The following is a 23,347-nucleotide window of genomic DNA, read 5'->3' on the forward strand; positions in this document are numbered from 1 at the left end:
ACTGTAGCTATCACGACGCCTGCTGGAAAATGCAAAAAATATTCTTCAGCCGGAAATCGTCGTAGATGTCACCTGGGGTGGGATTCGCGGACGGAGCCGCATTGACCTGCAGCTCATTGTTGCCGTCCAGAAGGGGACCGCCGGAGATATTGATCGTTTGCATGTACCAATGACTCGCGTTGGCCCCGGGATAAGGGTCGATCCGTCCGATGAATTTATTGTTCAGCCGGACTTCAGCTCCGTTCGAACCCGTGAGGCCTCTAACCATGAAGACCAGGACGGCGTGCCCGTTCCTGTGACGACCGCCGGTTGAAAAGGTTTGCTCCCAAACGGGTTGGCCATCTCCGATATCAACTCCCGTTTCAACACCATGCACCCATTGAAAATCGCAGAGAATAGTCAATTTCGATCTCCTCCCGTGGAACGGCACGTAATGCCCCTGGGGTTCGTGTCAGGTAATTCCTCAGTCCTGGCCTTGATCCATATCTAGCGAGTGTCGGGGTGTTTTGTCGAAGCGGCGCGCCGGGTCATTTCGCCTTGACGAGGTGGCCAGCCTTGTTGGGCAGCGGAGTTTACGCAGATCCGCCAGGACTTGAGCTGGTCGTTCGCGCGTTCTCCAGGGCCGTGCAGGCGAGCAATACGCGAGGCACGCCCGATCTGATCATGTGCGGGCTCGACCTGGACCTCATGCACGAATGTCTCAACATCCTCGGCGAGGCCGAGCGCGCCCCCGCCCCCGAGCAGCGGCGTGACGACGTGTTGGAAGGCCATGCCGTCTTCGTCAAGACGGTCGATCCGAGCTGGCACCCGATCCTGCTCGGCTCCACCTCCAGCTTCTATCAGCATGCTCCGATGGAAGTCCTGCAGGTCGTGTGGCCAAAAGCGCTGACCCGGGGCCGACTGACCGGCGCCGACTACGCCTACTTCCACCTGGGCGGCCTGCGCGCGGCCTCGGCTCTGCTGGTGGAGACCCAAGGCAAGATCGGCATCGCCGGAGACTGGGGTGGCGGGCATGTGGCCTCGGCTGACGGGATGCGTTTTGCGGTGCCGCTGCGCTCGATCCATACCCGGCCCAATCGCAAGTACTTCGGCTCCGGCCGCGGCGCCACCTGGCTGAACGTCGTCTCCGACCGGGTGCTGGGCCTGGGTGGCATCGTCATGCCCGGCACGCTGCGCGACTCGCTGGGCATCTCGGATGCGGTGTTCAACCTCGACGGCCCTGCTCGCCCCGAGATCGTGATCACCGACACCGCCTCCTACAGTGACCTGGTGTTCGGGTTGTTCGCGATCTGCGGTTATCAGTGCTCCCCCCGCATCGCCGACATCTCCGATGCCCGGCTGTGGCGCTTCGACCTGGGCGCCGACTACGGGCCGCTGGAACCGGTCTCGCGCCAGCGCATCCAGGCCGAGCGGATCAGCGCTCACTGGGAGGACATGCTGCGCGTGGCCGGCACCTCGTGGCCCAGCGCCTGGCCGCCGCCGGTATGCAAGAGCAGCTCGCGTCCGCGCTAGCGGCGCTTTCCGAGGCCGACCGCGACGTACTGATCCTCACGGCCCTGGCCGGGCTCGGCTACGAGGAGATCGCCCAAGCCCTCGACATCCCCCCGGGCACCGTCGGATCCCGGCTCAACCGCGCCCGCAGGAAGCTTCGCGCTGCCCTGGGCGGGGTCAACCCGATGCACGAAGACTTTGGAGACGCAGATGGATGACCTGAACGCGGTGCGGGACCTGCTCTCCTCGACCCCGCCCTCCCCGCAGGTGACCGCCGAGGGCCGTGCCCGGCTCGTCGCCTCCTTCACCGCCCAGACGACCACTCCGAACCCTCAGGAGAATTTTCACCTGGCCACGCAGACCTCCCCTCACTCCCGCCGGTCCGCTGCCGGGGCGGGGCGCCGCCGCGCCGCGCTGCGCACGGCCAGGTGGACGGCGCTCGGGGCGGGGCTGCTCGGTGCGGCGGCCGCCGTCACCGTGGTGATCACATCAGGCACGGCCCCAGGCGGCCCGGACTCCGCCACCCTTGCCCAGCCGCCCTCGGTGGACACATCCACCGGCTCGTCCCCACGGCCCGACGCGACGCCGTCGGCCCGGCAAATCCTGCTCGCCGCCGCAGCGTCGGTCGCGAAGACTTCCGCGGACGGCGACTACTGGATGAACCATGTCGTCAGCGGCAGCATGGAGCCTGACCCAAGCGGCAAGTACTTGCTGGAGCGGACCTTCTCCGAGCAACTGTGGGCGTCCCCGCAGGCGGGCAAGCCCACCTGGCGGATCACCCAGTTCCTCGGGGCCAAGCCCGCCACCCCGAAGGACGAGGAGGCATGGCGCGCCGACGGCTCACCGAAGACCTGGACGTATCCGGGGAAGCGCATCGACGAGGGCGGTACGTCCTTCGTGACGAAGAGTAGGGCGGTCACCGCCGCTGCGGGCCCGCGCGAGGTACGGCGGGAGGACGCGGGCGGGTCACTGGGCATGCTGACCAACGGCGAGCCGATGACCCCGGACCGGCTGGGCAAGCTGCCGGCGACTCCTGAAGGGCTCCGGGACTACCTGGAGTCGGTCATCGAGAAGGGCGCCGCGGACGGCAACCTACCTCCCCTGGGCCGGGGCCAGCACGCCGACCTGTGGCTCTACGACATGGGTGCGCACATCATCATGCACTTCCCGGTGTCACCGGAGGTGCGGGCCGCCGCGTACCGGATGATCGCGTCCCTGCCCAGCGTGACGGCCGTCGGCGAAGTCACCGACCCGCTCGGTCGCCGCGGCCGGGCTGTCAGCATCCCACGCACGACCGACACGGGCGAGTCGGAGGGCGTGGACCAGCTCGTGGTAGACGCCCAAACCGGGCTGCCGCTGGCGCTGGTACACACCAACGCACCGGACCCGTCGAGGCAGGGTGCGGCCAGCTTCTCCTACGAGGCGGTCAAGGAGACCGGCTGGACCGATGAGAAGCCCGACCTGCCCGCGAACCGGCGTGGCCCCGCAGACGCCGCCGACTGATCCAACGCCTTGCCCGACCGGTCGGCCGGCCGCTGGCGAGCGGCCAAGATACGGGCGGACTCACGGGCGATCGCCCTCGACGTCGCCTCCATCGGCGTCCCGGCCTACTCCTAGAGCGTGGTCCCGTGGATCATAGGACAGGGTCACGGAGCCAGATCCTGATCGAGGCGACGTCGATGGCGCCTTCGTAGATGCGTTCTGCTTGTCGGTGCGAAGGGCCACCGCGCGGTGGCCCTTGATCCCTAAAGAACAATCCGGCAGCGTGACTCGGTCCAGCAACGTCCTGTCCCGCGACATGCTTGATACAGCAGTCTCAGGACATGTTTGACGGCGGCCTCCCCTGAATCCCATCGGTGTTGACGGGCTCGACGGTATGGTCCGGCCATGACTCGCGTCGACTGGCAGGCCGCCCTCGACCTTCTTGCCAGCATCCTGCGCCAACACGGGCAAGCACCCGACGCTATTACGGACACCATGGCCGCGTGGGCGGCATTCGCAGAGTTCGCTCAGACGAAGGTCGCCGGAATCGATACCCAACCGGATTCCGACTCCGACGGGTTCATCCTGCAATGGGGGCGCTGGTCAGTACTCAGCTCTCATTCGGACCACACAGGCTTCTATTTCCCCAACGGCGATGAGGAGTGGCAGGCGGCTCTTGCGGAGGCACAGGACTTTCCGCCGTTCCAAGCCGTCGCCAAAGCCACCCCGGTGAGCAGCGCCTTGACATTGGAGCATGCCGACTAGTATTACAGCCAGACTTTGTGATCTATATCTGGATCTGGTTGTGGCGGAGCCAGCGTTTCCAATAGTGGCTGCTGCGGGCGCGTGTTTGATGTTGTCGCCGACGCTGTGACCAGGCGAGGGCCCGTGGGAGCCTCTGGCCGAGGGGGCGGGTGGCGGCGCTGGTCAGGTGTGCCAGGAGACGGCGGATCTCGGCGGGTGTGAGGCGGACCAGGCCGCTCGGGCTTTTGGGGCGCAGGCGGAGGTGGCGGCCAGGTAGGCGTGGGCGAGCATGGCCAAGGTGATGTGGCGGTGCCAGGCGTCGTAGCGTCGGACCTGGTACTGGTCGAAGCCGGTCTCGTTCTTGGCGGACTGGAAGCACTCTTCGATGGCCCAGCGTGCTCCAGCGATACCGATCAGGTCCTCGATCGTGGTGCCGACCGGGCCGTGGCACAGGTAGTAGGCCAGTTCCAGCTCGCCCTTGGCGTTGGGGGTCAGGCCGCGGCGGACCAGGAGCCAGCGCTGGTAGCCGGGCTCGGCCTCGAAATGAACCGTGGCGAGCGCCCAGTCATACACGCGCGGCCCTTTGGCGCCCTGGCCGCAGGAGCGGCGCTTCCACGCCTCGGGCGGAGCTTGGGCGGTCGCGGTGTCGGCGCGGACCTCCCCGCCCCACCCCATGCCGATCCATTGGTTCTTGGGCACCGCGACCACATAGCTGAGGTGGTGCTCTTCCAGGAAGCGCCGGAATATGTGCTCCATGCCGTAGGCCTCATCGGCGCTCACCCAGGAGACCGGCACGCCCGCTTCCACGGCGCGGGCCAGCATCGCTCGTCCTCCGCGGCCGGCTGCCGCCGCCGTCCCGCCCTGTGGCCGCGTCGCCGCGCGACGTCGCAGAGCGGATCGGGGTCACGATCGAGGACGCCGATCCCGGACCCGCTCCCCGGCCTCAGGAAGGCCCGCAGGGCCTGCCGGATTCTGTGTACTACTGTCGAGGCAGGCCTGCGAGCTGACTACGACTCCGAGGAGCGACTGCGGGCGATCTTCGAGACGGCCTTCAAGCATCCGATCACGGCCAAGGTCGAGGCCACGCCGGCCGCCAAGGTCGCCGACCCGGTGGTGGCACCGGGTCCTGCGGCGGGTCACGTCGGCACGACTGCGACTGCTGCGCGAGATCTTCGCCGACCTCGGGTGACCATCAGCCGTGCCCGCCCAGCGCCACCGCGAGCGTCAATCCGCCCAGGGCCAGGCAGACCGGCGCGTAGACCTTCAGGTCCCAGGTCCTGAACTCCTGACTCCACGTGCCGCGCAGCGTCACGACGGCAGGGAAGACGGCGCCCCGCGCCAACAGCACAGCGGCGATCACCCACGCTCCCGCCGTGTAGAGCTGCGCCGGGCCCACCGGTGGAAGCAGGCCCGAACGGACGGCGACCACGTAACCCGCACCGCCGAGCACTGCCGCCATGGCGATGCAGGCAGGGCCCCACGGGAATCCCTCGCCCTCATCGCCGAGCACGACCTTGGCCAGGGTGGTGCGGTCGGTGGCGGGCCACGGTGAGAAGGCCCATACGGCGTGCAACCCTCCTACGGCGGCCAGCCCCACGACGGCTAACAACCCGACGATCTCCATTGCCCTGCCCTCCGGTCGACGGTGTCCACGATCCGTACCATACAGTGCTGTATGGAAGCCTTCGCAGACGGGTACGGTGGCCGACGGATGGAGCCTGTCCGATGGCGTTCCCGAGCATGTCGCGACCCCTTCGCGCCGCTCGAGACCTCGATTTCTCCGACGTCGTCAAGGTGACGGCGCAGCTCGCCAGCCCGCACCGCGGCCATGAGGCCTGCAACGCCGCATACGAGCAGGCGCCGACCAGTCCCTGTTGCGGCCCAGGGCACAGCGACGGCCGGGCACGGGCGTTGCCGGGGGTCAGCGCCGGTGTACGTCGCGGCGGGCGATTCCTTTAGTCCTTTTTGGATTACTTTCACACCTTTCGAGGCATCAGATCAGGGGCAACGCGGGACGGGGGCGAGGGATGGCACGCACCAAACTGGCCACTCGACACTGGACGCAGCGGCGGACCGCCGAGCAGGAGCGTTCGGACACGGTCCGCCCCTTCGTCTCCGGCCGGGTGGTGGACTCCGGGCGGATGCGTGAGGCGCTCCAGGCGTCGCTGCGCCCCGGGGGCCGGGCGGCGCTGGAGGGCGACGACCGGAAGCATGGGAGGCCGGGCTCCACGAAGGGCTCGCCCTCGCCGAGGCGGTGACCGAGGTGGTCGCCGCGGACGCACACCTGCCCAACCACGCCGGACATCGTGTGATCGCCCTCATCGTGGGAACCTCCCTCTCCGGCGGGCTGCTCCCGCACGGTCCGCGGGCGAGCCAGATCCCGGCGCTCGACGACCCAGGCGTGGTGAGCCACGACCTGAGCAACCGCCTCACCTCGCCGAGCGCCCGGCAGACCCGGGCGGCCTCCCGCCGCGTCCACGAGGAGCTCGCCGCGCGATGGGGATGACCGCGCGCCCCGGGCGGCGGGGCCGCCTGGGCCCGCCATGAACGACCGGTCAGCCCGGCGCCACGAGCGGCAGCGCACTGCCCGACCGAGGGGGAAGAGGATGGCACTTTCACGCCGAAGGAAGATGATGACGTCCCTGGCGGCGTTCACCGTGGTCACCACGCCTGTGGCGGGGGCGGCGGTCAACGCTGAGACGGCCGCATCCGCCCCCGCGATCCCCCTGCCATGCCCGTCACCGGCCCCTACCAAGCCGGCTGTCGTCATGGTCCACGGAGCCTGGGCCGACACCTCGAGCTGGAACGGCGAGGCTGACGCCCTGCGAAGGGCGGGCTACGACGCACGCGCCATCGCGAACCCGCTCCGCGACCTGACCAGCGACGCCGAGACGGTCGCCGACTTCCTGAAGACCATGCGCGGCCCGATCGTGCTCGTCGGGCACTCCTACGGAGGTTCGGTGATCACGAACGCCGCCGCGAGCGTCCCCGGCGTCAAGGCGCTTGTGTACGTCGACGCCGCCGTCCCGGACGTCGGCGAGACCACCGCCCAGCTCAGCGGTTCCGGGTCCGCCCTCAGCGCGAATCCGGACTCGCTCTACGACACGGCGCCCTACGCGGGAGCGCCTCAAGGAGCGAAGGACCTGTATCTCAAACAGGAGCCCTTCGTCCGCTCGTTCGGCTCCGACCTGCCGCGGGACACCGCCGTACGCCTGTGGGCCTCCCAGCGAGCCGCCTCGACCAGCGCGTTCATGACCCCGTCGAAGGCCGCGGCGTGGAAGACGATCCCGTCCTGGTACTTCGTCAGCACCGGTGATCAGATCATCACCCCGGACTCGCAGAAGGCCATGGCCGAGCGGGCACGCTCGAAGGTCACCACGTTCCAGGGCGGATCACATCTGACACTCATATCGCACCCGGACGCGGTGACGTCGGTGATCGGCTCGGCGATCTGCTCCGTGCGCTGAAGGCGTCGCGGAAAGGAGTGAGCGGCATCCCCGCCCGCGTCGGGCCTGCGGCTGTTCCGGCTGTGCGCCAAGGCCCGTTCGCGTCGCGGCAAAGACTGCGGAACACGCGCCGCACCTGGCCGATTAACCACGACATGCCTTGAATCGGTTGACCGAAAACGGGGAACGGTTGCGGCGCGGGCCACGGTGTACACGAACGCTTGAGGAGGAGCGGCATGGCGGAACTCGCGGACGCGCTTCCCCAACCGGTACTGAGCCCGCTGACAAGAGCGGCGATCTTCATCGTGGCGACCATCGATCCGGGTGGCGAACCGGCCGCAAGAGACCTCCTCTCCGACCTGGACGCGCTGCAGCGGGCCATCGGCTTCAGGGCGCCGGACAGCACGCTCAGCTGCGTCGCCGCGATCGGCTCCCACGCCTGGGACCTGCTGTTCGCCGGACCCCGACCCGCCGAACTTCACCCCTTCCGTGAACTGGTCGGAAGCCGGCATCGTGCCGTGTCCACCTCCGGCGACCTGCTGTTCCACATCCGGGCGCAGCGCCTCGACCTGTGCTTCGCCCTGGCATCGGAGATCATGGACCGGCTCTACGGCGCGGTGACCGTCCGCGACGAGGTGCACGGGTTCAAGTACTTCGACGTCCGAGACCTGCTCGGCTTCGTCGACGGGACGGAGAACCCCGTCGGCCCTGACGCGCACGAGGCGGTCGTGATCGGTGACGAGGATCCCGCGTTCGCCGGCGGGAGCTACGTCATCGTGCAGAAGTACCTGCACGATCTACGAGCCTGGAACGCCCTGCCGGTCGAGGCGCAGGAGAGAGCCATCGGCCGCAGGAAGCTGACCGACATCGAACTGGACGACGACAGCAAACCGGCCGACTCGCATGTCTCCCTGACCACGATCGTCGACCCCGACGGCACCGAGCGGCAGATCCTGCGCGACAACATGCCCTTCGGGTCCGTGGGCCGCGGCGAGTTCGGCACCTACTTCATCGGCTACGCCCGCACCCCCACGGTCACCGAGCGGATGCTGGAGAGGATGTTCCTCGGCACCCCGCAGGCCGACCACGACCGGGTCCTCGACTTCTCCACGGCCGTGACCGGCACGCTCTTCTTCGTCCCGAGCGCCGACTTCCTCCAGGACCTTCCCGATCCGCCGAACGGCGCGACCACGACCGACACGGACCTCTCCCCCGCGGCTCCAGTCCCGGCCACGACCGACACGGGCCCCTCCCCCGCGGCTCCGGTCCCGGCCACGACCGACGGATCTCTCGGAATCGGCGATCTGAAGAGAGGCACTGCCCGATGAACAATCTGCATCGCGAACTGGCGCCCATCTCCGCCGCGGCATGGACCGACCTGGAGGAGGAGGCCCGGCGTACGTTCGAACGCCATGTGGCCGGGCGTCGTGTCGTCGACGTCTCCGATCCGGGAGGCGCCCAGCTCGCCTCCGTCTCCACCGGCCGGCTGGAGGAGATCGGCGCTCCCGGCGATGCGGTGATCGCGCGCGTCCGCCTCTCCCAACCTCTCGTCGAACTCCGCGTGCCGTTCACCGTCGACCGGCGGCAGGTGGACGACGTCGAGCGCGGCGCGAAGGACGCCGACTGGCAGCCGGTCAAGGACGCCGCGCGCCGGCTCGCCTTCGCCGAAGACCGCACTGTCTTCGACGGGTACGCCGCGGCCGGTATCTCCGGCATTCGCGAGAGCTCCTCCAACGCGGCGATCGCGCTGCCGGCCGAGACCCGTGCCTACCCCGACGCCGTGAGCCGGGCCGTGACGGCGCTCCGGCTGGCCGGTGTGGGCGGACCGTACACGCTGGTGCTCAGCGCCGACACCTACACCGCCGTCAGCGAGACCTCCGACCACGGCTATCCGATCCACGAGCACATCGCCCGCCTGCTGGACGGTCAGATCATCTGGGCGCCCGCCATCGAGGGCGCTCTCCTGCTGTCCACCCGAGGCGGCGACTTCGAGATGCGCATCGGCCAGGACGTGTCGATCGGCTATCTCGCGCACGACGAGACCAGCGTCCGGCTGTACTTCCAGGAAACGTTGACCTTCCTGGTCTACACGGCCGAGGCGTCGGTCAGCCTCACCGCGGCCCCCGGCGTGCCGGCATGACGGCTACCTCGACCGGTTCCCCGGCAGCCGCCGAAGAGCCGGCCGGGGCAGCGATCACCACACGTCGACGTCCACGCCGATCGCGATGGTCCGCAGGGCGCTGAGCGCGACCCAGGTGCGCGCGTTGCTGTCCAGTCCGCCGTACTTGTCCGGGTCGCCCGTCCCGGGCAGCAGGTCGAGCACGGCGCTGATATGGCCGCACTCCGCCGCGATACGGGCCAGCTGCGCGGACTCGCGACGCTTCGTCGCCTTGGGGAGTTTCGCGAGGGTGGCGTGCTGGGCGGCGAGATCGGTCACCTGGTCGTCGGTCGGGCGGGTGGGCCTGCCCTCGGCCGCGATCCGTTCGGCCGTCGGCAGGTCGTGCCGTACCGAGACCCAGTTGATCTCGGCCCGCAGCTGGAGCAGATCCGGCTGCCCGTAGGCGGTGAGCGCGCGGGCCGCCGTCCAGTCGTCGAACCAGCGCACGCCGTTGACGTGCGGTTTCTCTGGATCTTTCGGCTCGCTGCGCTCGCCGATCAGCTGGCGTACCAGTTCGGTCTCGCCCCGCCTGAGCAGGCAGACCAGCCAGGGCGTGCCGTGATACCGGCCCACCGGTGTGCCGACGCCCTCGTCCAGCACGGCGCGGGCCTCCCGCTCCCTGCCGCACTCGGTGAGCGCCCACACCAGTGGCAGGCGGACCTCCCAGTTCGAACGGTGAGCGTCGGCGGCTTCGCGCGCGGAAGCGAACCACTGCTGGGAGCGTCGATCCTGCCCCAGGACCGCGCAGGCCCCGGCGAGCGCCGCCATGTCCGCCGCGTCGCTCACGTCCGCGAGATCGCCGCCGGCGTAGGGCAGGACGGCGGCGGCTTCGGCGTCGAAACCGGCCGCGCCGAGCGCGAGCGCGATCCGCGCGAGGTGTCCGAGACGCCGCCGGTGTTCTGGCATCGCGAGGGCCAGCTCGCGGGCTTCGGCGGCCTCGCCCCGCCGGGCGTGGATCATCGCGAGCTGCTGGAGCGTGTCGACGGTCCAGTCTCCGCGGACGACCGAGTCCTGAACGGTCAGGTCGACGAGCGTGCCCCGGACCACCGTGATCAGATCGGCGACGGTGGCGGTGTCGGGTGGCGGCCACGTCCCCGTCGCCTCCGCCGTGCTGTCACGTCCCCGGAAGGGCTCCAGCAGCCGCTCGGTCTCCGGTGAGGCCGCCCCCACTCCCGCGCGGGCGGGATCGGGGAAGATCTTCCGCTCGCCCCAGCGGTACGGCCAGGCGAAGCGTCGGGCGATGGACCAGCAGAGCCGGCCGTCGAGCTCCGCGAGTTCGTCGTCCCTGCCGGGCCGCGCGATGACCGTTCCGTCCTCGAATGCCACCGCCCAGGTGTCCTCGTCCAGCGCGAACGTCGGGTTGAGCGGGAACCGGTCGCCGAGGTCACGGCCGGTGAAGAAGAGCGGGCGACGGGCGGCAGGGGCGTGGTGGAAGGGGTGGTCGGCCACGATCTCGCCGCTCTCGGGGCGCAGGAAGCGCACCGCGTGCGAGCCGATCGCGATCAGCACGTCGTCGGCGGGCCATTCCAGGCCGAAACCGTGATCCCACTGGCCGACGGTGCGCCGGACGCCGTCCAGGACGCCCAGCCGTTCGGGGCGTTCACCGAGCGACCAGATCTCGATCCGCCCCTCGGCGGTGACGCAGGCCGCCCGCTCGCCGTTCGGCGACCAGGCCCACGACCGGGCGTCCCAGCCGCGCGGGTTGGAGGTGGCCGCCCGAACGTTCAGGTCGTACCGGTGCTCGCCGGCGGCCGCGTCGACGATCCCGACGGTCCCGGCCTCCGGGTCCACCACCGCCAGCCTGCCGCCCGGCCCCCAGCACAGGACGTCGGCGCCGGGTCGGCCGGGAAGCTCCGCCGTCGTCTCACCCGTCAGCGCGTCGGCGATGACGAGCTTGCCGTCGCGCTGGTGGGCCAGGAGCCGTTCGTCCAGGCTCCACTCGGGCGGAGCCGCGTCCTGGTCCTCCTCCAGGCCCAGAATCCAGGAGATCCGCCGTTTCTCCACGTCGAGCGAGAGCGCCGCGTACTCGTCCGTCGACTCTCCGTAGACGCGCGAGCCGTCACGCGACCAGAACGCCCGGCTGAGGATGAGCTCGGGCTCGTCGCCCCAGGTTCGCCTGGACTCGTCCGGCAGCGGTCCGCTGAACTCGATCGGCGCCGTCCCCTCGGGGTGGGAGTCCGGCGGCCCGGCGACCGAGCCCTCGTGCATCGCCACGATGACGTTGCGCAGGACGTCCGACTCGCCTCCGTAGACGAACGCCCGCCTGCCCTCGGGGGCGAAGGCCATGCCCAGTGGCCTGCCGGAGGCGAGGAAGAACGCGTCGGCGATCGGCTCGCGGGCGGTGCCGAACGGGTCCCACACGCCGGTCGCGTTGGTGTTGTACTCCAGGGCGATTCGCGTGCCATCCGCTGACCACTGGAGGCTGCGCGCGTAGTCCGGAAAGCCGATGCCCCCCATGATGCCGTCGATCGCGTGAACGCAGCGGCCGGTGGCGACCTCGAAGACCTGCAGGACGCCGCCCCTGTCGGAGTCGTCGCCGGTCCCGCTTCCGACCGCGAGGTGGCGGCCGTCGGGGCTGAGCGCATGGCCGTTCAGCTCGCCGTGGTGCACGTCGGAGTGACGCAGCAGAGCGCCCGCGTCGCGGAGCCGGGCGGTCGCGAGACGATGCGCGCCGGTGACGCCGTGGACGCGCTCGAGAGCCTGGAGGGCGTCCCGCAGTGGCACCGTGTCGCGCTGCGGGCAGAACGCGGACCAGTCGGCGTTCTTGAGGGTGTCGAGGGCCTCGTCGGGCCCCATCCGCTCGTCGGGGACACCGGTGAACGGCGGGGACTGCGGCGGGGTGCCGGGCTCCCTGCCGTCGAGCACGGCCGCCAGCGCGTCCTCGTCGAGGATCGGGATGCCGCGCACCGCAGCCGGACCCGCTTTCGCCCCCGACTTCGCCCCGGCGAAGACCAGGTCCGTCTTCGCCGAGACCGACGCGGTCACCTTCACGCCCAGCGCCTCCAGGCCACGCTTGGCCTCATCCTTCGAAAGCCGGACGAACCGCCCGGCCAGCACGATCTGGCCGCCTTTGATGATCATGCCAGACGACCGTAGTAGACATGACCGACACTTCGCCCGTTGTGCGGCGGTTGGCTCGGCCCATGGCCAGCATCACGGGGGAGCTGCGCCCGCACGCGAGCGAGGCACCACGATGACGGCCGAACCGGCCTCATCCGCTCCCCCCAGGACTTCCACCCCAAACCCGCCTGTAGGATGATCGCGGCGCCTGACCGGCGAACTTTCTCGTGCGAGGCACACGCAGCACAAGTGCGTCATCCCTCGCCTCGTCGCCAAGCTTTGGAGGTGCCCACCATGTCCCGTCCCGCCCCGAAGAGCCCGCTGAGCGGCCGGCTGGGCCGGATCGACAGCTCGCCCGTCCGGGACCTGCTGGCCCTCATCGACCGGCCCGAAGTCATCTCGTTCGCCGGCGGGCTCCCGTGTCCCGAACTGTTCGACGTGGACGCCCTGCGCGGCGCCTTCGATGACGTCCTTTCCTCGGCCCAGGCGCGGCGCGCGCTGCAGTACTCCTCCACGGAGGGCGACCCGGCGCTGCGCGACCTGCTGGCGCGACGGCTCACCACCAGGGGGCTGCGGACGTCGGGCGACGAGCTCCTGGTGACGACCGGCTCTCAGCAGGCCATCTCCCTCGTCGCCACCGCCCTGGTCGAGCCGGGCGACGTCGTGCTGGTCGAGGAGCCCACCTATCTGGCCGCGCTGCAGTGCTTCCGGCTGGCGGGCGCCCGCATCGTCCCGGTCCGCAGCGACGAGGACGGCCTCGACCCCGACGCCCTGCGCGAGATCGCCGAGCGGGAACGACCGACGCTGCTCTACCTGGTGCCCACCTTCGCCAACCCGACCGGGCGCACGCTCACCGGCCCGCGCCGCCATGCGGTGGCCGAACTGGCCGCCTCCCACGGCTTCTGGATCCTCGAAGACGACCCCTACGGCGAGCTGCGCTACCGCGGCGAAGCCCTGCCGCCGCTGAGCTCCTACCCCGGCGCCGAGAACACCTCGATCTACCTCGGCAGCCTCTCCAAGATCGGCGCCCCCGGCCTCCGCCTCGGCTGGCTGCGCGCTCCCGCCCAGCTCCTGCGCGCTCTCACCATCGCCAAGCAGGCTACCGACCTGCACACCTCAACGATCGATCAGTCCGCCGCCGCCCGCTATCTGACCGCGACCGACCTCGACGCCCGCATCCGCACCCTCACCGACGCCTACCGCCCCCGCCGGGACGCGATGATCGAGGGCCTCGCCGGCATCGCCCCGCAGGGCACCACCTGGACCGACCCCGACGGCGGCATGTTCATCTGGGTCCGCCTCCCGGACGGCGTCGACACCACCCAGCTCCTCAGACGAGCCCTCACTCACGACGTCGCCTTCGTCCCCGGAGCACCCTTCTACCCGGCCGAACCCGACCCCTCGACCCTCCGCCTCTCCTTCAGCACCTACCGCCCTGAGGACATCACCGAGGGCATGCGCCGCCTCGGCCGTGCCCTGTCCGAGGCACTCGCCCCCGCCCCGGCTTGAGAGATGCCTTCTCCCCTTACAGGGGTGTATCAGCGCCTCTGGCAGGCCGGCTATCGGGTGTGACGGCACAATCGGTCGTTACGATCGGTACTGAGCCACGAGCCGTCCCCTAGTGGTCTGACGTCGTACGCGTGGCTGGACTGTGCACCGAGCGTCCCGTGTACCTGGCCGGTCCGTACGTCGACGAGATGGTGCTGGTACCACTCCTGTTCGTCCTCGGTTTCCCCGCCGATCGTGACAATGGCGTTATCGGCGTCGAGGTAGCCACCTGCCCACTCCACGTATGCCTCGTCGGGGTCGTAGCCGAACGACTCCACCGGAATCCGGATCACCACGTCACCGTCGGGGTACGCATGGAAAGCGACGTCCTCCTGATCGTGGTGGACAGTCATGAAGTGATGGCCGTCCGGAGCGAGACTCACGAGGCTGCGGTCTGTCCACGGGTAGACGGTCAGGTCGATGACGCTTCGGTCGAGGCGGCCGCGGTACACCCGCGAACCGTCCTGCCCCTCGCCGACATCGAGCAGCATGTGGGCGCCGTCCGGGTGAACGAACTGGTGCCCACCGTGTCCGGCGCAGTCCAACTCGGCCTGCGCGACCACGCCCCCGGTTTCGGCGTCAACAGCGAGCCAATGATCCAGGCCATCGCCGCGTCCTGACATCGCGTCGGGCCGGTAGACCCACACCACCGTCCCGTCCAGCGAAAACTCACAGCTCGCCACAGCGTTGTACGGCTCCTCCGCCCCAGGGCCGAAGCCGAGCCGCCACAGCACCTTGCCTTCGCGGTCGAGGCACGCCATCTCGTCGGCCGTCGCATACACCGCACGTCGCAGGTTCGGCGCCACCGCGTGGCTCACCGGTTCGACGGCCTCGACGATGGGAAACGCGACAACCGACGGCGCAGCCGACTCAACCGGGCTGCTCGAGAAGTCATACGCGTGGACAAGCCCGTCCGTGAACCGGGTCATCACGTGGGAGGTGGCAGTCATGCCGCCAGAGGTTAGCCGACGGCTCACCCTCATGAGGAGCAGGGTTCGCTCGATCGCTCCTTGACACAGCTGGCCGAAGAACCTGGCCACGACATCCACAGCAGCGGAATGATCTGACTCACCTGAGCGAAGTACTCTCGATGCACTTTCGGAGGGGTTGTTGACGACGGTTTGATTTCATCCAGGCGCGAAGGCCCTCCGACTTGGGATCATCACGAAGCACCGCCATGGTTCCAGGACGGGGAGGTTTTCCATGAGTCGAGCACCTGACGTCGCAGTCTCACAGCTGGCGAACTATCTGGAGACCGCACGCGCTTACTACGAGCCCCAGATGAAGCTCATGGGACTGGGTCATCAGGAGATCGAACAGCAGTCCTTGACTGAGCTCAAAGACTCCCTCGACAGGGTGAATCGCGCCATCTCCCATCCGTCGCAATTCGGCACGCTGGCGTTGAAGCTCACCACATCAGCGGGCGCCATCATCGCCAGAGCAGGCGCCGAGGCCACGGTGACGATCGGCGCCCTGCCCATCCTGCTGGAGCGGAAGCGTTCCATCATCGACCGCATCCGCGTGCTGTATCCCCAGGAGCAGTTGGAAGACGTTCAGGAGATCGTGAACCAGAAGGTCGACGACCCCGTGGTTCGCGACGAGCTGTACAGCATGATTTCGAGCCTGATGGCGGAGCAACGCTTTCTTGAGGAGCAATCCGCCGCGACACAGTCCACGGACATGGACATGGCGCTGAAGGACATCGAGATCAGCGAGCGCAAATGGCGGATGCGTTGGTCGTTCCTAGAACGCGAGCCGGTGGCGATCCTCATCGGCGCGGTCCTGCTGATCCTCTTGGGTCTCGCTCTCATCGTCGCCATGTTCACCAGCACCCGAACCCCTGAAGTTGTGACCAGTGCCTTTCTGCTGATCCTCGGCTTCTTCTTCGGGCAGACGACAGCGGGGACGCGGCAAGATGACAGGCGAACCCTCACAGGCAACATCGCCACAGCGGACGAGCCCTCGCCGAAGTAACGCATGAAGCTGGAATCTCGCGTCACCGGCCGACACCAGCGTCCGCTCGTACGGCTGGGGGTCGCCCTGGCCGAGCGCATGCCGGTCGCGCACGATCGAGTCGTCCCACCAGGCCGGCAGCGCCCGCCGGTCACGGGTGCGGATCTTCGGGTGGGTGAGCGGGTCGCCCTCGCGGCGGCCGAGCGACGTCGCACGTCACGCTCTCAGCGGCCCCGTCGTCACCGGTCCGGTTTGAACATCCGGTCGACGAGCACGTGCAAGTGGGCGCGGAAGCGCCGGAGGTAGTAGATGTTGCCCGGCCCCGCACGCTGGCCGCTCGAGGTGAGCACACCGCCTACGACGAAGCCGCGCACGCACCAGATGATGGTCCACAGCGCCTCCTCGAGGTCCACGTCGGTGTCGATGATGCCCCGAAGTGCGTCGGTGAGCCGATCGAGCGTCGGCTTGAGGTAGAGCGCCTCCAGCCCGTTGACGTCGGCGGCGTCCGACAGCCATCGATGGATCCAGAGCTCGGGCACCTCGGGGTGCTCCACGCAGAAGTCCAGATAGCGGTTCGCGAGCAGGTGGACGCCGGCCCGGTCAGGGGTGAACTCGGCGAACACTCCGTCCAGCATCACCCATACGTCCCGGTAGGTCCGTTTCATCACCGCGAGGTAGATCTCGCGTTTGTCGCCCACGAGATCGGTGACGGTGACGACGTCGAGCCCAGCCGCGTCGGCGATCATCTGGACCGGGGTGGCGTCATGGCCGAGCGAGGCGAACAGCCGGATGGCCGTCTCGATGACGCGGTCCCGCATCATGTCCGACTCGGAGCCACGTCCGTGGCCAACTCCTCGCATACCCACCATGCTAGCCGCGCCACCACGATCGCCCTGGTCAGGGCCATCGCCCTCATCGTCGTTGCGCGCCGACCAGCCGGGATCGAGGCCCAGCCGGACGGCGTCGCCGCCCGCCGCCCACCGCACGCGACGACGCGAGGGGAATTCCCAGAACGCGCCACGGCTACGTGGTGGATCAGATGCTGCCCCTGCGTTCGATGACCAGGATGCGCGCCTCCGGTGCGGGGTGCGCGACATGCTCGTCGCCTGGTGCGGCGTGGCAGATACGCCCTGGGGTGAGCCGCTCGACATGCTCCTCGCCGTCGCTGCGGTAGTGCATGTCGACGACGCCGTCGAGCACCACGAAGACTTCGGGCCCGTCGTTGACGTGCCAGACGTACGGCTGGTCCGTCCAGTGCAGCCGTACGCTCACATCGTCGATCTCGGTGATGTCCAGGGCTCCCCAGGGCCGCTCGGCGGTGTAGGAGCGGGCGTCGATGAAGAGCATGAGGGTTCCTTCTCCTTCGTTCGCGGCGCTCGGACCTCGCCGGCCGAGCCCCGGTGCCGAGCCACCAGCCTGCCCCGCGACGGCGCACGGAACGAGTAGCAGGAATGCCTCTGTGCGCAAGAATGCTGCCATGCACCGTGTCATCGCCCTGGCGCTGCCCGACGTGGTCGCGTTCGACCTGGCGATTCCGGCAGAGGTCTTCGGCGACCGGGACCACTACTCGTTCGCCGTCTGCGCGGAGTCGCCCGGACGGGTGCCCACGACCTCCGGTTGGGACATGCATGTCCCGCTGGGGTTGGATTCCCTGGCCACCGCCGACACCGTCGTCGTGCCGGGTTACGCGCCGCTGGACGAACCCGCGCCACCGGTGCTGGACGCGCTGCGCGCCGCCGCCGCGCGAGGCGCGCGGGTGGTCTCGGTGTGCACCGGAGCGTTCGCCCTGGCGGCCGCGGGCCTGCTGGACGGCCGCCAGGCGACCACCCACTGGATGGACGCGGCCGAGCTGGCCGCCCGCCATCCGGCGGTCGACGTCGATCCCGACCTGCTGTACGTCGACAACGGGAACGTCCTGACCAGCGCAGGCTTCGCCGCGGGCATCGACCTCTGCCTGCACCTGGTGCGCACCGACTACGGCCCGCAGGCCGCGGTCCGGGTCGCGCGGCGCCTGGTCGTCGCGCCCCACCGTGACGGCGGTCAGGCGCAGTTCCTGGAGCGCCCGGTACCGGCCGCCGGTGCCGGGATGGCCGCGGTCTGCGCATGGGCGCTCGACCGGCTGGCCGAGCCGTTGACCGTCGCCGACCTCGCCCGCCAGGCAGGGTTCGCGCCGCGCACCTTCGCGCGGCGCTTCGTCGCCGAGACGGGCACCACCCCGCTGCGCTGGCTGGCCGCGCAACGTCTCCTCGAGGCGCGTCGACTCCTGGAGAACAGCGATCTGACCGTGGAGGAGGTGGCCCGCCGCTGCGGGCTCGGCACGGCCGCGAACCTGCGGCTGCACATGTCCAGGGACGCGGCCACCACGCCGACGGCCTACCGTCGCACCTACCGGGGAAGGCCGGCGACGTGACCGGGCCCTGGCAGTGGGATGTCAGGCGGCGGGCGCGCTCTCGGAGTCACCGAGCGCGCACCGGATGAGGGTTTCCGCGGCGGCGCGGGCGTGCGCCGCCGCGTCGGGATCCTGCGAGATGGCGGCCGTGGTCTGGGCACCCTCGGCGAGGAGGGCCAGCTGCGGAGCGAGGTGGCCTGGGCCGCCGGCCTCGCGGACCAGTTCGGCGACACGGCGCTGGAAGGACGCCTTCTGCTCGCGAACGGCCTCGGCGACCCTGTCGCTGCCGCCTCCCAACTCGCCGAACACGTTGATGAAGGCGCAGCCGCGGAAACTGTCCTCGCGGAACCACGCGGCGAGGAAGTCGAAGATGGCCAACACCTTGTCACGCGGCGTTCCCGCACCGGCGACGGCACCGGCCATGCCGGTGTTCCACTGGTTCGTACGGTGGCGCAGCACGGCGAGGACCAGGTCGTCCTTGGAGGGGAACAGCGCGTAGATGCGCTTCAGCGAGACGCCGGACTCGGTGCGAACGGTGTCCATCCCGACGGCCTGAACCCCGTGGGCGTAGAACAGCCGGTCGGCAGTGGACACCACCCGTTCCTGCGCCGTCGCCTCATCGATCACGAGAACCCTCCTTGCACAGAGAACCATCGTTCTCTACTGTAGGGGACACAGGCAGAGAACGATCGTTCTCTGCGAGGGAGGGAGTACTGTCATGGGCTACATCAAGGTCGGTGCCGAGAACAGCACCAGCATCGAGCTCTACTACGAGGACCAGGGGGCCGGTCAGCCGGTCGTCCTCATCCACGGCTATCCCCTGAACGGGCACAGCTGGGAGCGCCAGACCCGCGAGCTCCTCGCCGCCGGCCACCGGGTCATCACCTACGACCGCCGCGGCTTCGGCCAGTCCAGCAAGGTCGGCAGCGGCTACGACTACGACACCTTCGCAGCCGATCTCAACACCCTCCTGGAGACACTGGATCTGCGCGACGTCATCCTCGTCGGATTCTCCATGGGCACCGGCGAACTCGCCCGCTACGTGAGGAACCACGGCCACGAGAGGGTCGCCAAGCTGGCCTTCCTGGCGTCCCTGGAGCCGTTCCTGCTGGCGGCCGACGACAACCCCACCGGAGTACCGCGGGCGGTGTTCGACGGCATCGCCGACACGGCACGAGCCGACCGCTACGCCTGGTTCACCCAGTTCTACAAGGACTTCTACAACCTCGACGAGAACCTGGGCAGCAGGATCAGCCAGGAAGTCGTCACCGCCAACTGGAACACCGCCACCACCTCCGCCCCAGTCGCGGCCTACGCGGTGGTGTCCTCCTGGATCGAGGACTTCCGCGAGGACGTGGCCGCGGTGCGGGCCGCCGGCAAGCCGTCACTGATCCTGCACGGCACCAAGGACAACATCCTGCCGATCGACTCCACCGGACGCCCCTTCCACCAGGCCTTCCCTGAGGCGGACTACATCGAGGTCGAGGGAGCGCCGCACGGGCTGCTGTGGACGCACGCCGCCGAGGTCAACGAGGCGTTGCTGGCCTTCGTCGGCAAGTGACGCGGGGAAGCGCCGGCCAGTGACGCTTCCCCGCCGTCGCCGGGACAGGACGGCGCCTCGCATGCGCAGGTGCCTGCCTTTCCGGATCCTGTCGGGCCCACAGCGCGGCGAATCGCGCCGTGGGCCCGACACGCGGGAGGCGGCGGTCAGCACCGGTGGGACGGGTCGGCCGGGTCCGCCTTCGTCCTCTGGAGAAGCTTCGTCCACCGGCCGAATCGACGCCTTTGGGACGATGGCGGCGGCAGCTGCACGGAGCGGGCGTGTTGCGGCGACCCGTGGCAGGCCCGCGAGTATCTCGAGGCCGTGATGGCGGCGATGTCACGCAAGCGGGCGCGCGAACTTCGCGGCCTCGTCGCGGTGCTGGACCAACGCTACTGATCGACGTGGTGTCGAAGGGCCGGCCCGTGTCTCCGCGGCCCCCGACGGCCGGCGCGCGCACGCCGTCGCCTTTCGGGCCGGCGCGCGCCGGCCTGTCCGCCTCACGCCGACGCTGAACCGCTGAGCAGTTCCGCCGCCCTGCGGGCGATCTCGTCCGCGGGGACGTCCCGGACGTGCTGATTCAGCGCCCACCGGTGCCCGAACGGATCCAGCAGCTGGCCGGTGCGGTCACCCCAGAAGGCGTCTTGCACCGGCTCGAAGACCGTCGCACCCGCCTCCATCGCCCGAGCCCACGCCGCGTCGACGTCGGGAACCGGGACGTGAAAGGCCGCGGAGGTGGCCCCGAGGCCCGCAGGAGCGCGCATCCCCCGAGCAGGCATCTCCCCCGCCACTGCCAGCGTGGTGTCGCCGAGACGGAGTTCGACGGTCAGCGTGCTGCCGTCAGGGAGGGTCCCACCGTTCGACAACGAGGAGGTCCTGGTCGACACGCTCACCAAGGCCTGGACATCGCTTCTGTACGGCGATGCCGTACCCGGCTCCTGAGTCCTCGCCCGCAGCCCCGGACCGGCGGCCGCATCGACGCCCTTCGTGTGTCCCTCGCGCATCAACCCCGGTGGCTATCCAGGTCGACGCGGGTGCCCGGCGCTTCGAGGCCGGTGCGCGAGGCGGTGCCCGCGTGAGCGGTACCAGACAGCACATTTCTCCTGCTGGGCGCGACGATGTACATGGGGCTCAAGGGGTACCGGCCGGCGGTCGAGGACCTCACTCTGTCCCTGCGGTCGCCGACAATCCCGGCCTGGCCGACCCGCACCGTGAGACCGGGCAGCGCGACAACGCGTTGCGGAAGGTCGTCGTGTCCGACTCGCTGACCGAGAAGGACACGGCGCCGTGGACCGACACCACCACCATCGCGCGGCGGGCGGACGCGCACAGGGCCATCGCCGATCTCAAGGGCCGGCCGGGCGAGGACATCCCGATGTTCGGGAGCCGGACGCTCTCGAACAACCTGCTGGTCGCCGGGCTGCCCCTCATGGTCGGCGCCGGCGTTCTCGGCGGGGGTAGCGTCCAGCACGCTGCGCGACGCCTCCGTGAAGACGGCCAGGTCGGAACGAATGATAGGACTGCGCGCCCCACCCGGCGGAAACTCGATGGACGAGGCGGCCATGGCGATGCGATAGTCCCGCCGTGACCACGACCACCGCCTCCCCCGCAGCCACTCCACTGGCCGACGGTCTCGTCCTGCGACAGGCACAGCCCGCGGACCTCGACCAGATCGGCACGCTCCTCGCCGAGCGCGGTGATCCGGTCGACGCCCTCGACCACCGGCTGGTCGTCACGGACCCCGACGCCGGTTGGTCCGCCTGCGCCGTGGTCGTCGACGGCGACCGGGTCGTGTCCACCGCGACGCTCCTCGACGAAGTGGTACGCATCGGCGACGTCCACCTGCCCGCCGGCCAGGTCGAGCTGGTCGCCACCGACCGCGAATACGAAGGACGCGGACTCGTACGAGCGCTCATGCGATGGGCCCACGACCGCTCCGCCGCCCGCGGCCACGTGATTCAGACGATGATCGGGATCCCGTACTTCTACCGGCTGTTCGGCTACGAGTACGCCATCGACATTCCTCGGGCGCTGACCGTGCGCACCCCGCCGCCCGGTGAGGGGATCCCCGCGCTCCGCGCCGCCCTGCCCTCCGACATCCCCGCCATGGCGGCCCTGCAGGACACGGCTCAGGACCGGTTCGACGTGGCCATGCCGCACTCGGCGGCGTGCTGGCGGTGGCTGCTGGCCCACGAGGGGAGCAGCCTCTGGGTCCTGGAGCGCGCCGGCACCGTCGTCGCCACCGGACGCACCACGCCACCCGACGACGACGAGGTGCTGCTGGCCGAGGCCGCCGCACGGGACGAGGCGGCGGCACGGGACCTGCTGCGAGGCGTCGCCGGCCTGGTGCCAGGCGGCCAGGTGCGGGTCGTCCATCGGGCCGGTACCGTGACCGCCGCCGCATGGCAGGACTTCCTCGACCATGAGCCGCGCAAGCAGGCGGAGCAGTACTACGTCCGCATCCCGGACGTCGCGACGCTGCTCGACCGGCTGCGGCCGCTGCTCCGGCAGCGCCTCACCACAGCCGGGATGGATCACACCGGCCGCGACCTCGTCATCTCGACCTTCGGTGCCCACTACCGGATCCCGGTCCACGCCGACGGCCTCGGTGAGGTCGTCACGGGCGGCGCGATGCAGGGCCCGGGAGTCGTGGGAGGCGCCGGAGTCGCGCCCGACCACCTGCCCGCCCTGCTGTTCGGCCCGCACGGGATCGAGGGGCTGACCCGGATCCGGCCCGACGTCTACGCCGGGGAGGAAGAGCTGTTCCAGGCGCTCTTCCCGCCGCTGACCGCCGACCTGCTCAGCTACTACCTGCCGTACTAGGACAGTGGATCACTCGGTTGATCCACTTCTGAGATGATCTGGTGGGTCGTGGTGATCCGACCGCCGTTCAGCGGCCGTCCTGGAGCCCTACTCCACCCACCACGTGCAGAGGGTATACACAGGTGACGAACGGGCCGGACGCTGAGGTGGTTCAGCCTGCGATGCTCGCACGCCCCGTGGATCCAGCCCGTTACGGGGGTGTGGTCCGGCCGGACAAGACCGTGCGGTGGGCGGCGGACGAGCTCGAGCAGGTCAGGCGGCTGCGTGGGCGATCCCCGGATACGTGGCCCACGCCGACCGCCTTACCCGACTCGCTGGACCGACTCGCCAAGTGGCTGACCGAACTGGGATGGGACGATCTCACCTGCCTGGCTCGCCGGGAAGAACTGGCGGTCTATGGGAGGTTGTCCGCCGTCCGACCGGGTCTGTTCGCCGACCGGATCGTCCACGCCTTGGCCGCGTTACGTCGCAGCCTCATGGAGTGCAAGCGGCACGAGGAGGCACTCGAGGTCGTCGACGAACTCCTGCTGCTGTCGGAGACCAACCGATCCGCGCAGGCAGAGGCCCCGGACGCGCGCTACTGACGGACGCTGCTCCTCGCCAGGCTCGGCCGCGACCAGGAGGCGGTGGAGTCCGCGGCCGAGGCGGTGACCGAGATCCGCGGACGGCTCCGGCACGCTGGGGCCACATCGGCGAGCTTCGAACTCATCCAC

At 69.6% G+C, this 23,347-nt stretch carries 25 protein-coding genes; 16 read left to right on the top strand and 9 right to left on the bottom strand.

Features of this window, described 5'->3' with window-relative positions; translation table 11 throughout:
- Positions 1 to 10 precede the first annotated feature (10 nt).
- Positions 11 to 403, bottom strand: a complete 393-nt coding sequence (locus AC3EO4_RS47060; protein WP_379576933.1) for a hypothetical protein — start codon at positions 401 to 403, stop codon at positions 11 to 13.
- A gap of 221 nt (positions 404 to 624) precedes the next feature.
- On the opposite strand from AC3EO4_RS47060, the gene AC3EO4_RS47065 reads away from it, so the two are divergent.
- From AC3EO4_RS47065 to AC3EO4_RS47080, 4 genes are all read left to right on the top strand, one after another.
- Complete coding sequence (locus tag AC3EO4_RS47065; protein WP_431902546.1) at positions 625 to 1,512, top strand: DUF4262 domain-containing protein; 888 nt, start codon at positions 625 to 627, stop codon at positions 1,510 to 1,512.
- On the top strand, positions 1,485 to 1,709 hold the full coding sequence (locus AC3EO4_RS47070; RefSeq protein ID WP_431902548.1) for an RNA polymerase sigma factor: 225 nt from the start codon (positions 1,485 to 1,487) through the stop codon (positions 1,707 to 1,709). The genes AC3EO4_RS47065 and AC3EO4_RS47070 overlap by 28 nt, the downstream gene beginning before the upstream one ends.
- Positions 1,702 to 2,994, top strand: coding sequence for a CU044_5270 family protein (locus AC3EO4_RS47075; RefSeq protein WP_431902550.1), 1,293 nt, complete (start codon positions 1,702 to 1,704; stop codon positions 2,992 to 2,994). The genes AC3EO4_RS47070 and AC3EO4_RS47075 overlap by 8 nt, the downstream gene beginning before the upstream one ends.
- A gap of 384 nt (positions 2,995 to 3,378) precedes the next feature.
- Positions 3,379 to 3,738 (top strand): hypothetical protein, encoded by a 360-nt coding sequence (locus AC3EO4_RS47080; RefSeq protein ID WP_431902551.1) that lies wholly within the window; start codon positions 3,379 to 3,381, stop codon positions 3,736 to 3,738.
- 162 nt (positions 3,739 to 3,900) lie between these two features.
- Here AC3EO4_RS47080 and AC3EO4_RS47085 read toward each other — a convergent pair whose 3' ends face one another.
- Positions 3,901 to 4,608: an IS701 family transposase gene (locus tag AC3EO4_RS47085; RefSeq protein WP_431902618.1), complete on the bottom strand. Its 708-nt coding sequence runs from the start codon at positions 4,606 to 4,608 to the stop codon at positions 3,901 to 3,903.
- A gap of 301 nt (positions 4,609 to 4,909) precedes the next feature.
- Positions 4,910 to 5,341: a DUF3995 domain-containing protein gene (locus tag AC3EO4_RS47090; RefSeq protein ID WP_431902553.1), complete on the bottom strand. Its 432-nt coding sequence runs from the start codon at positions 5,339 to 5,341 to the stop codon at positions 4,910 to 4,912.
- Between the two features lie 403 nt (positions 5,342 to 5,744).
- Here AC3EO4_RS47090 and AC3EO4_RS47095 point away from each other — a divergent pair, with 403 nt between their 5' ends.
- The 5 genes from AC3EO4_RS47095 to AC3EO4_RS47115 all read left to right on the top strand — a co-directional run bounded on the left by AC3EO4_RS47095 (position 5,745) and on the right by AC3EO4_RS47115 (position 9,303).
- Positions 5,745 to 5,975: a hypothetical protein gene (locus AC3EO4_RS47095; RefSeq protein WP_431902554.1), complete on the top strand. Its 231-nt coding sequence runs from the start codon at positions 5,745 to 5,747 to the stop codon at positions 5,973 to 5,975.
- Entirely contained in the window at positions 5,972 to 6,223 is a 252-nt protein-coding gene (locus tag AC3EO4_RS47100; protein ID WP_431902556.1) for a hypothetical protein, read from the top strand. Before AC3EO4_RS47095 ends, AC3EO4_RS47100 begins: the two co-directional genes overlap by 4 nt.
- A 124-nt stretch (positions 6,224 to 6,347) precedes the next feature.
- Complete coding sequence (locus AC3EO4_RS47105; RefSeq protein WP_431902558.1) at positions 6,348 to 7,184, top strand: alpha/beta hydrolase; 837 nt, start codon at positions 6,348 to 6,350, stop codon at positions 7,182 to 7,184.
- A gap of 215 nt (positions 7,185 to 7,399) precedes the next feature.
- Entirely contained in the window at positions 7,400 to 8,491 is a 1,092-nt protein-coding gene (locus AC3EO4_RS47110; protein ID WP_431902559.1) for a Dyp-type peroxidase, read from the top strand.
- The gene (locus tag AC3EO4_RS47115) at positions 8,488 to 9,303 is read left to right on the top strand and encodes a family 1 encapsulin nanocompartment shell protein (protein WP_431902561.1); all 816 of its coding nucleotides are present in this window, start codon (positions 8,488 to 8,490) and stop codon (positions 9,301 to 9,303) included. The genes AC3EO4_RS47110 and AC3EO4_RS47115 overlap by 4 nt, the downstream gene beginning before the upstream one ends.
- Before the next feature lie 54 nt (positions 9,304 to 9,357).
- Here the strand turns inward: AC3EO4_RS47115 and AC3EO4_RS47120 are convergent, their stop codons facing one another.
- Entirely contained in the window at positions 9,358 to 12,402 is a 3,045-nt protein-coding gene (locus AC3EO4_RS47120) for a WD40 repeat domain-containing protein (protein ID WP_431902563.1), read from the bottom strand.
- A 273-nt stretch (positions 12,403 to 12,675) separates the two neighbouring features.
- Here AC3EO4_RS47120 and AC3EO4_RS47125 point away from each other — a divergent pair, with 273 nt between their 5' ends.
- The gene (locus AC3EO4_RS47125) at positions 12,676 to 13,890 is read left to right on the top strand and encodes an aminotransferase-like domain-containing protein (RefSeq protein ID WP_379577339.1); all 1,215 of its coding nucleotides are present in this window, start codon (positions 12,676 to 12,678) and stop codon (positions 13,888 to 13,890) included.
- A 50-nt stretch (positions 13,891 to 13,940) separates the two neighbouring features.
- Here the strand turns inward: AC3EO4_RS47125 and AC3EO4_RS47130 are convergent, their stop codons facing one another.
- On the bottom strand, positions 13,941 to 14,879 hold the full coding sequence (locus tag AC3EO4_RS47130; RefSeq protein ID WP_379577341.1) for a hypothetical protein: 939 nt from the start codon (positions 14,877 to 14,879) through the stop codon (positions 13,941 to 13,943).
- A gap of 253 nt (positions 14,880 to 15,132) precedes the next feature.
- On the opposite strand from AC3EO4_RS47130, the gene AC3EO4_RS47135 reads away from it, so the two are divergent.
- A complete protein-coding gene (locus tag AC3EO4_RS47135; protein WP_431902565.1) occupies positions 15,133 to 15,903 on the top strand; it encodes a hypothetical protein in 771 nt (256 codons plus the stop codon).
- Positions 15,904 to 16,121: 218 nt separating this feature from the next.
- Here the strand turns inward: AC3EO4_RS47135 and AC3EO4_RS47140 are convergent, their stop codons facing one another.
- Both AC3EO4_RS47140 and AC3EO4_RS47145 read right to left on the bottom strand, forming a co-directional pair.
- The gene (locus AC3EO4_RS47140) at positions 16,122 to 16,742 is read right to left on the bottom strand and encodes a TetR/AcrR family transcriptional regulator (RefSeq protein ID WP_379577345.1); all 621 of its coding nucleotides are present in this window, start codon (positions 16,740 to 16,742) and stop codon (positions 16,122 to 16,124) included.
- 175 nt (positions 16,743 to 16,917) lie between these two features.
- Positions 16,918 to 17,229: a cupin domain-containing protein gene (locus AC3EO4_RS47145; RefSeq protein WP_379577347.1), complete on the bottom strand. Its 312-nt coding sequence runs from the start codon at positions 17,227 to 17,229 to the stop codon at positions 16,918 to 16,920.
- A gap of 130 nt (positions 17,230 to 17,359) precedes the next feature.
- Between AC3EO4_RS47145 and AC3EO4_RS47150 the strand changes: the two genes are divergently transcribed.
- A complete protein-coding gene (locus AC3EO4_RS47150; protein ID WP_379577349.1) occupies positions 17,360 to 18,292 on the top strand; it encodes a helix-turn-helix domain-containing protein in 933 nt (310 codons plus the stop codon).
- A 21-nt stretch (positions 18,293 to 18,313) separates the two neighbouring features.
- Here AC3EO4_RS47150 and AC3EO4_RS47155 read toward each other — a convergent pair whose 3' ends face one another.
- Positions 18,314 to 18,898 (bottom strand): TetR/AcrR family transcriptional regulator, encoded by a 585-nt coding sequence (locus tag AC3EO4_RS47155; RefSeq protein ID WP_379577351.1) that lies wholly within the window; start codon positions 18,896 to 18,898, stop codon positions 18,314 to 18,316.
- Positions 18,899 to 18,989: 91 nt separating this feature from the next.
- Between AC3EO4_RS47155 and AC3EO4_RS47160 the strand changes: the two genes are divergently transcribed.
- Complete coding sequence (locus tag AC3EO4_RS47160; RefSeq protein WP_379577353.1) at positions 18,990 to 19,832, top strand: alpha/beta fold hydrolase; 843 nt, start codon at positions 18,990 to 18,992, stop codon at positions 19,830 to 19,832.
- A gap of 479 nt (positions 19,833 to 20,311) precedes the next feature.
- Here the strand turns inward: AC3EO4_RS47160 and AC3EO4_RS47165 are convergent, their stop codons facing one another.
- Positions 20,312 to 20,677, bottom strand: a complete 366-nt coding sequence (locus AC3EO4_RS47165; protein ID WP_379577355.1) for a VOC family protein — start codon at positions 20,675 to 20,677, stop codon at positions 20,312 to 20,314.
- A gap of 386 nt (positions 20,678 to 21,063) precedes the next feature.
- On the opposite strand from AC3EO4_RS47165, the gene AC3EO4_RS47170 reads away from it, so the two are divergent.
- The 3 genes from AC3EO4_RS47170 to AC3EO4_RS47180 all read left to right on the top strand — a co-directional run bounded on the left by AC3EO4_RS47170 (position 21,064) and on the right by AC3EO4_RS47180 (position 23,218).
- On the top strand, positions 21,064 to 21,399 hold the full coding sequence (locus AC3EO4_RS47170) for a hypothetical protein (protein ID WP_379577357.1): 336 nt from the start codon (positions 21,064 to 21,066) through the stop codon (positions 21,397 to 21,399).
- Complete coding sequence (locus AC3EO4_RS47175) at positions 21,396 to 22,634, top strand: GNAT family N-acetyltransferase (protein ID WP_431902568.1); 1,239 nt, start codon at positions 21,396 to 21,398, stop codon at positions 22,632 to 22,634. Before AC3EO4_RS47170 ends, AC3EO4_RS47175 begins: the two co-directional genes overlap by 4 nt.
- Positions 22,635 to 22,795: 161 nt before the next feature.
- A complete protein-coding gene (locus tag AC3EO4_RS47180) occupies positions 22,796 to 23,218 on the top strand; it encodes a hypothetical protein (RefSeq protein WP_431902570.1) in 423 nt (140 codons plus the stop codon).
- The last annotated feature ends 129 nt before the right edge of the window (positions 23,219 to 23,347 follow it).

The sequence above is a fragment of the Nonomuraea sp. bgisy101 genome, assembly GCF_057708945.1.

Excerpts from the sequence above, each read along its gene's own strand:
- AC3EO4_RS47070 (WP_431902548.1), top strand. The coding sequence starts at position 1,485 with ATGCAAGAGCAGCTCGCGTCCGCGCTAGCGGCGCTTTCCGAGGCCGAC.
- AC3EO4_RS47075 (WP_431902550.1), top strand. The coding sequence starts at position 1,702 with ATGGATGACCTGAACGCGGTGCGGGACCTGCTCTCCTCGACCCCGCCC.
- AC3EO4_RS47080 (WP_431902551.1), top strand. The coding sequence starts at position 3,379 with ATGACTCGCGTCGACTGGCAGGCCGCCCTCGACCTTCTTGCCAGCATC.
- AC3EO4_RS47090 (WP_431902553.1), bottom strand. The coding sequence starts at position 5,341 with ATGGAGATCGTCGGGTTGTTAGCCGTCGTGGGGCTGGCCGCCGTAGGA.
- AC3EO4_RS47095 (WP_431902554.1), top strand. The coding sequence starts at position 5,745 with ATGGCACGCACCAAACTGGCCACTCGACACTGGACGCAGCGGCGGACC.
- AC3EO4_RS47105 (WP_431902558.1), top strand. The coding sequence starts at position 6,348 with ATGATGACGTCCCTGGCGGCGTTCACCGTGGTCACCACGCCTGTGGCG.
- AC3EO4_RS47110 (WP_431902559.1), top strand. The coding sequence starts at position 7,400 with ATGGCGGAACTCGCGGACGCGCTTCCCCAACCGGTACTGAGCCCGCTG.
- AC3EO4_RS47115 (WP_431902561.1), top strand. The coding sequence starts at position 8,488 with ATGAACAATCTGCATCGCGAACTGGCGCCCATCTCCGCCGCGGCATGG.
- AC3EO4_RS47120 (WP_431902563.1), bottom strand. The coding sequence starts at position 12,402 with ATGATCATCAAAGGCGGCCAGATCGTGCTGGCCGGGCGGTTCGTCCGG.
- AC3EO4_RS47125 (WP_379577339.1), top strand. The coding sequence starts at position 12,676 with ATGTCCCGTCCCGCCCCGAAGAGCCCGCTGAGCGGCCGGCTGGGCCGG.
- AC3EO4_RS47130 (WP_379577341.1), bottom strand. The coding sequence starts at position 14,879 with ATGACTGCCACCTCCCACGTGATGACCCGGTTCACGGACGGGCTTGTC.
- AC3EO4_RS47135 (WP_431902565.1), top strand. The coding sequence starts at position 15,133 with ATGAGTCGAGCACCTGACGTCGCAGTCTCACAGCTGGCGAACTATCTG.
- AC3EO4_RS47140 (WP_379577345.1), bottom strand. The coding sequence starts at position 16,742 with ATGCGAGGAGTTGGCCACGGACGTGGCTCCGAGTCGGACATGATGCGG.
- AC3EO4_RS47145 (WP_379577347.1), bottom strand. The coding sequence starts at position 17,229 with ATGCTCTTCATCGACGCCCGCTCCTACACCGCCGAGCGGCCCTGGGGA.
- AC3EO4_RS47150 (WP_379577349.1), top strand. The coding sequence starts at position 17,360 with ATGCACCGTGTCATCGCCCTGGCGCTGCCCGACGTGGTCGCGTTCGAC.
- AC3EO4_RS47160 (WP_379577353.1), top strand. The coding sequence starts at position 18,990 with ATGGGCTACATCAAGGTCGGTGCCGAGAACAGCACCAGCATCGAGCTC.
- AC3EO4_RS47180 (WP_431902570.1), top strand. The coding sequence starts at position 22,796 with ATGCTCGCACGCCCCGTGGATCCAGCCCGTTACGGGGGTGTGGTCCGG.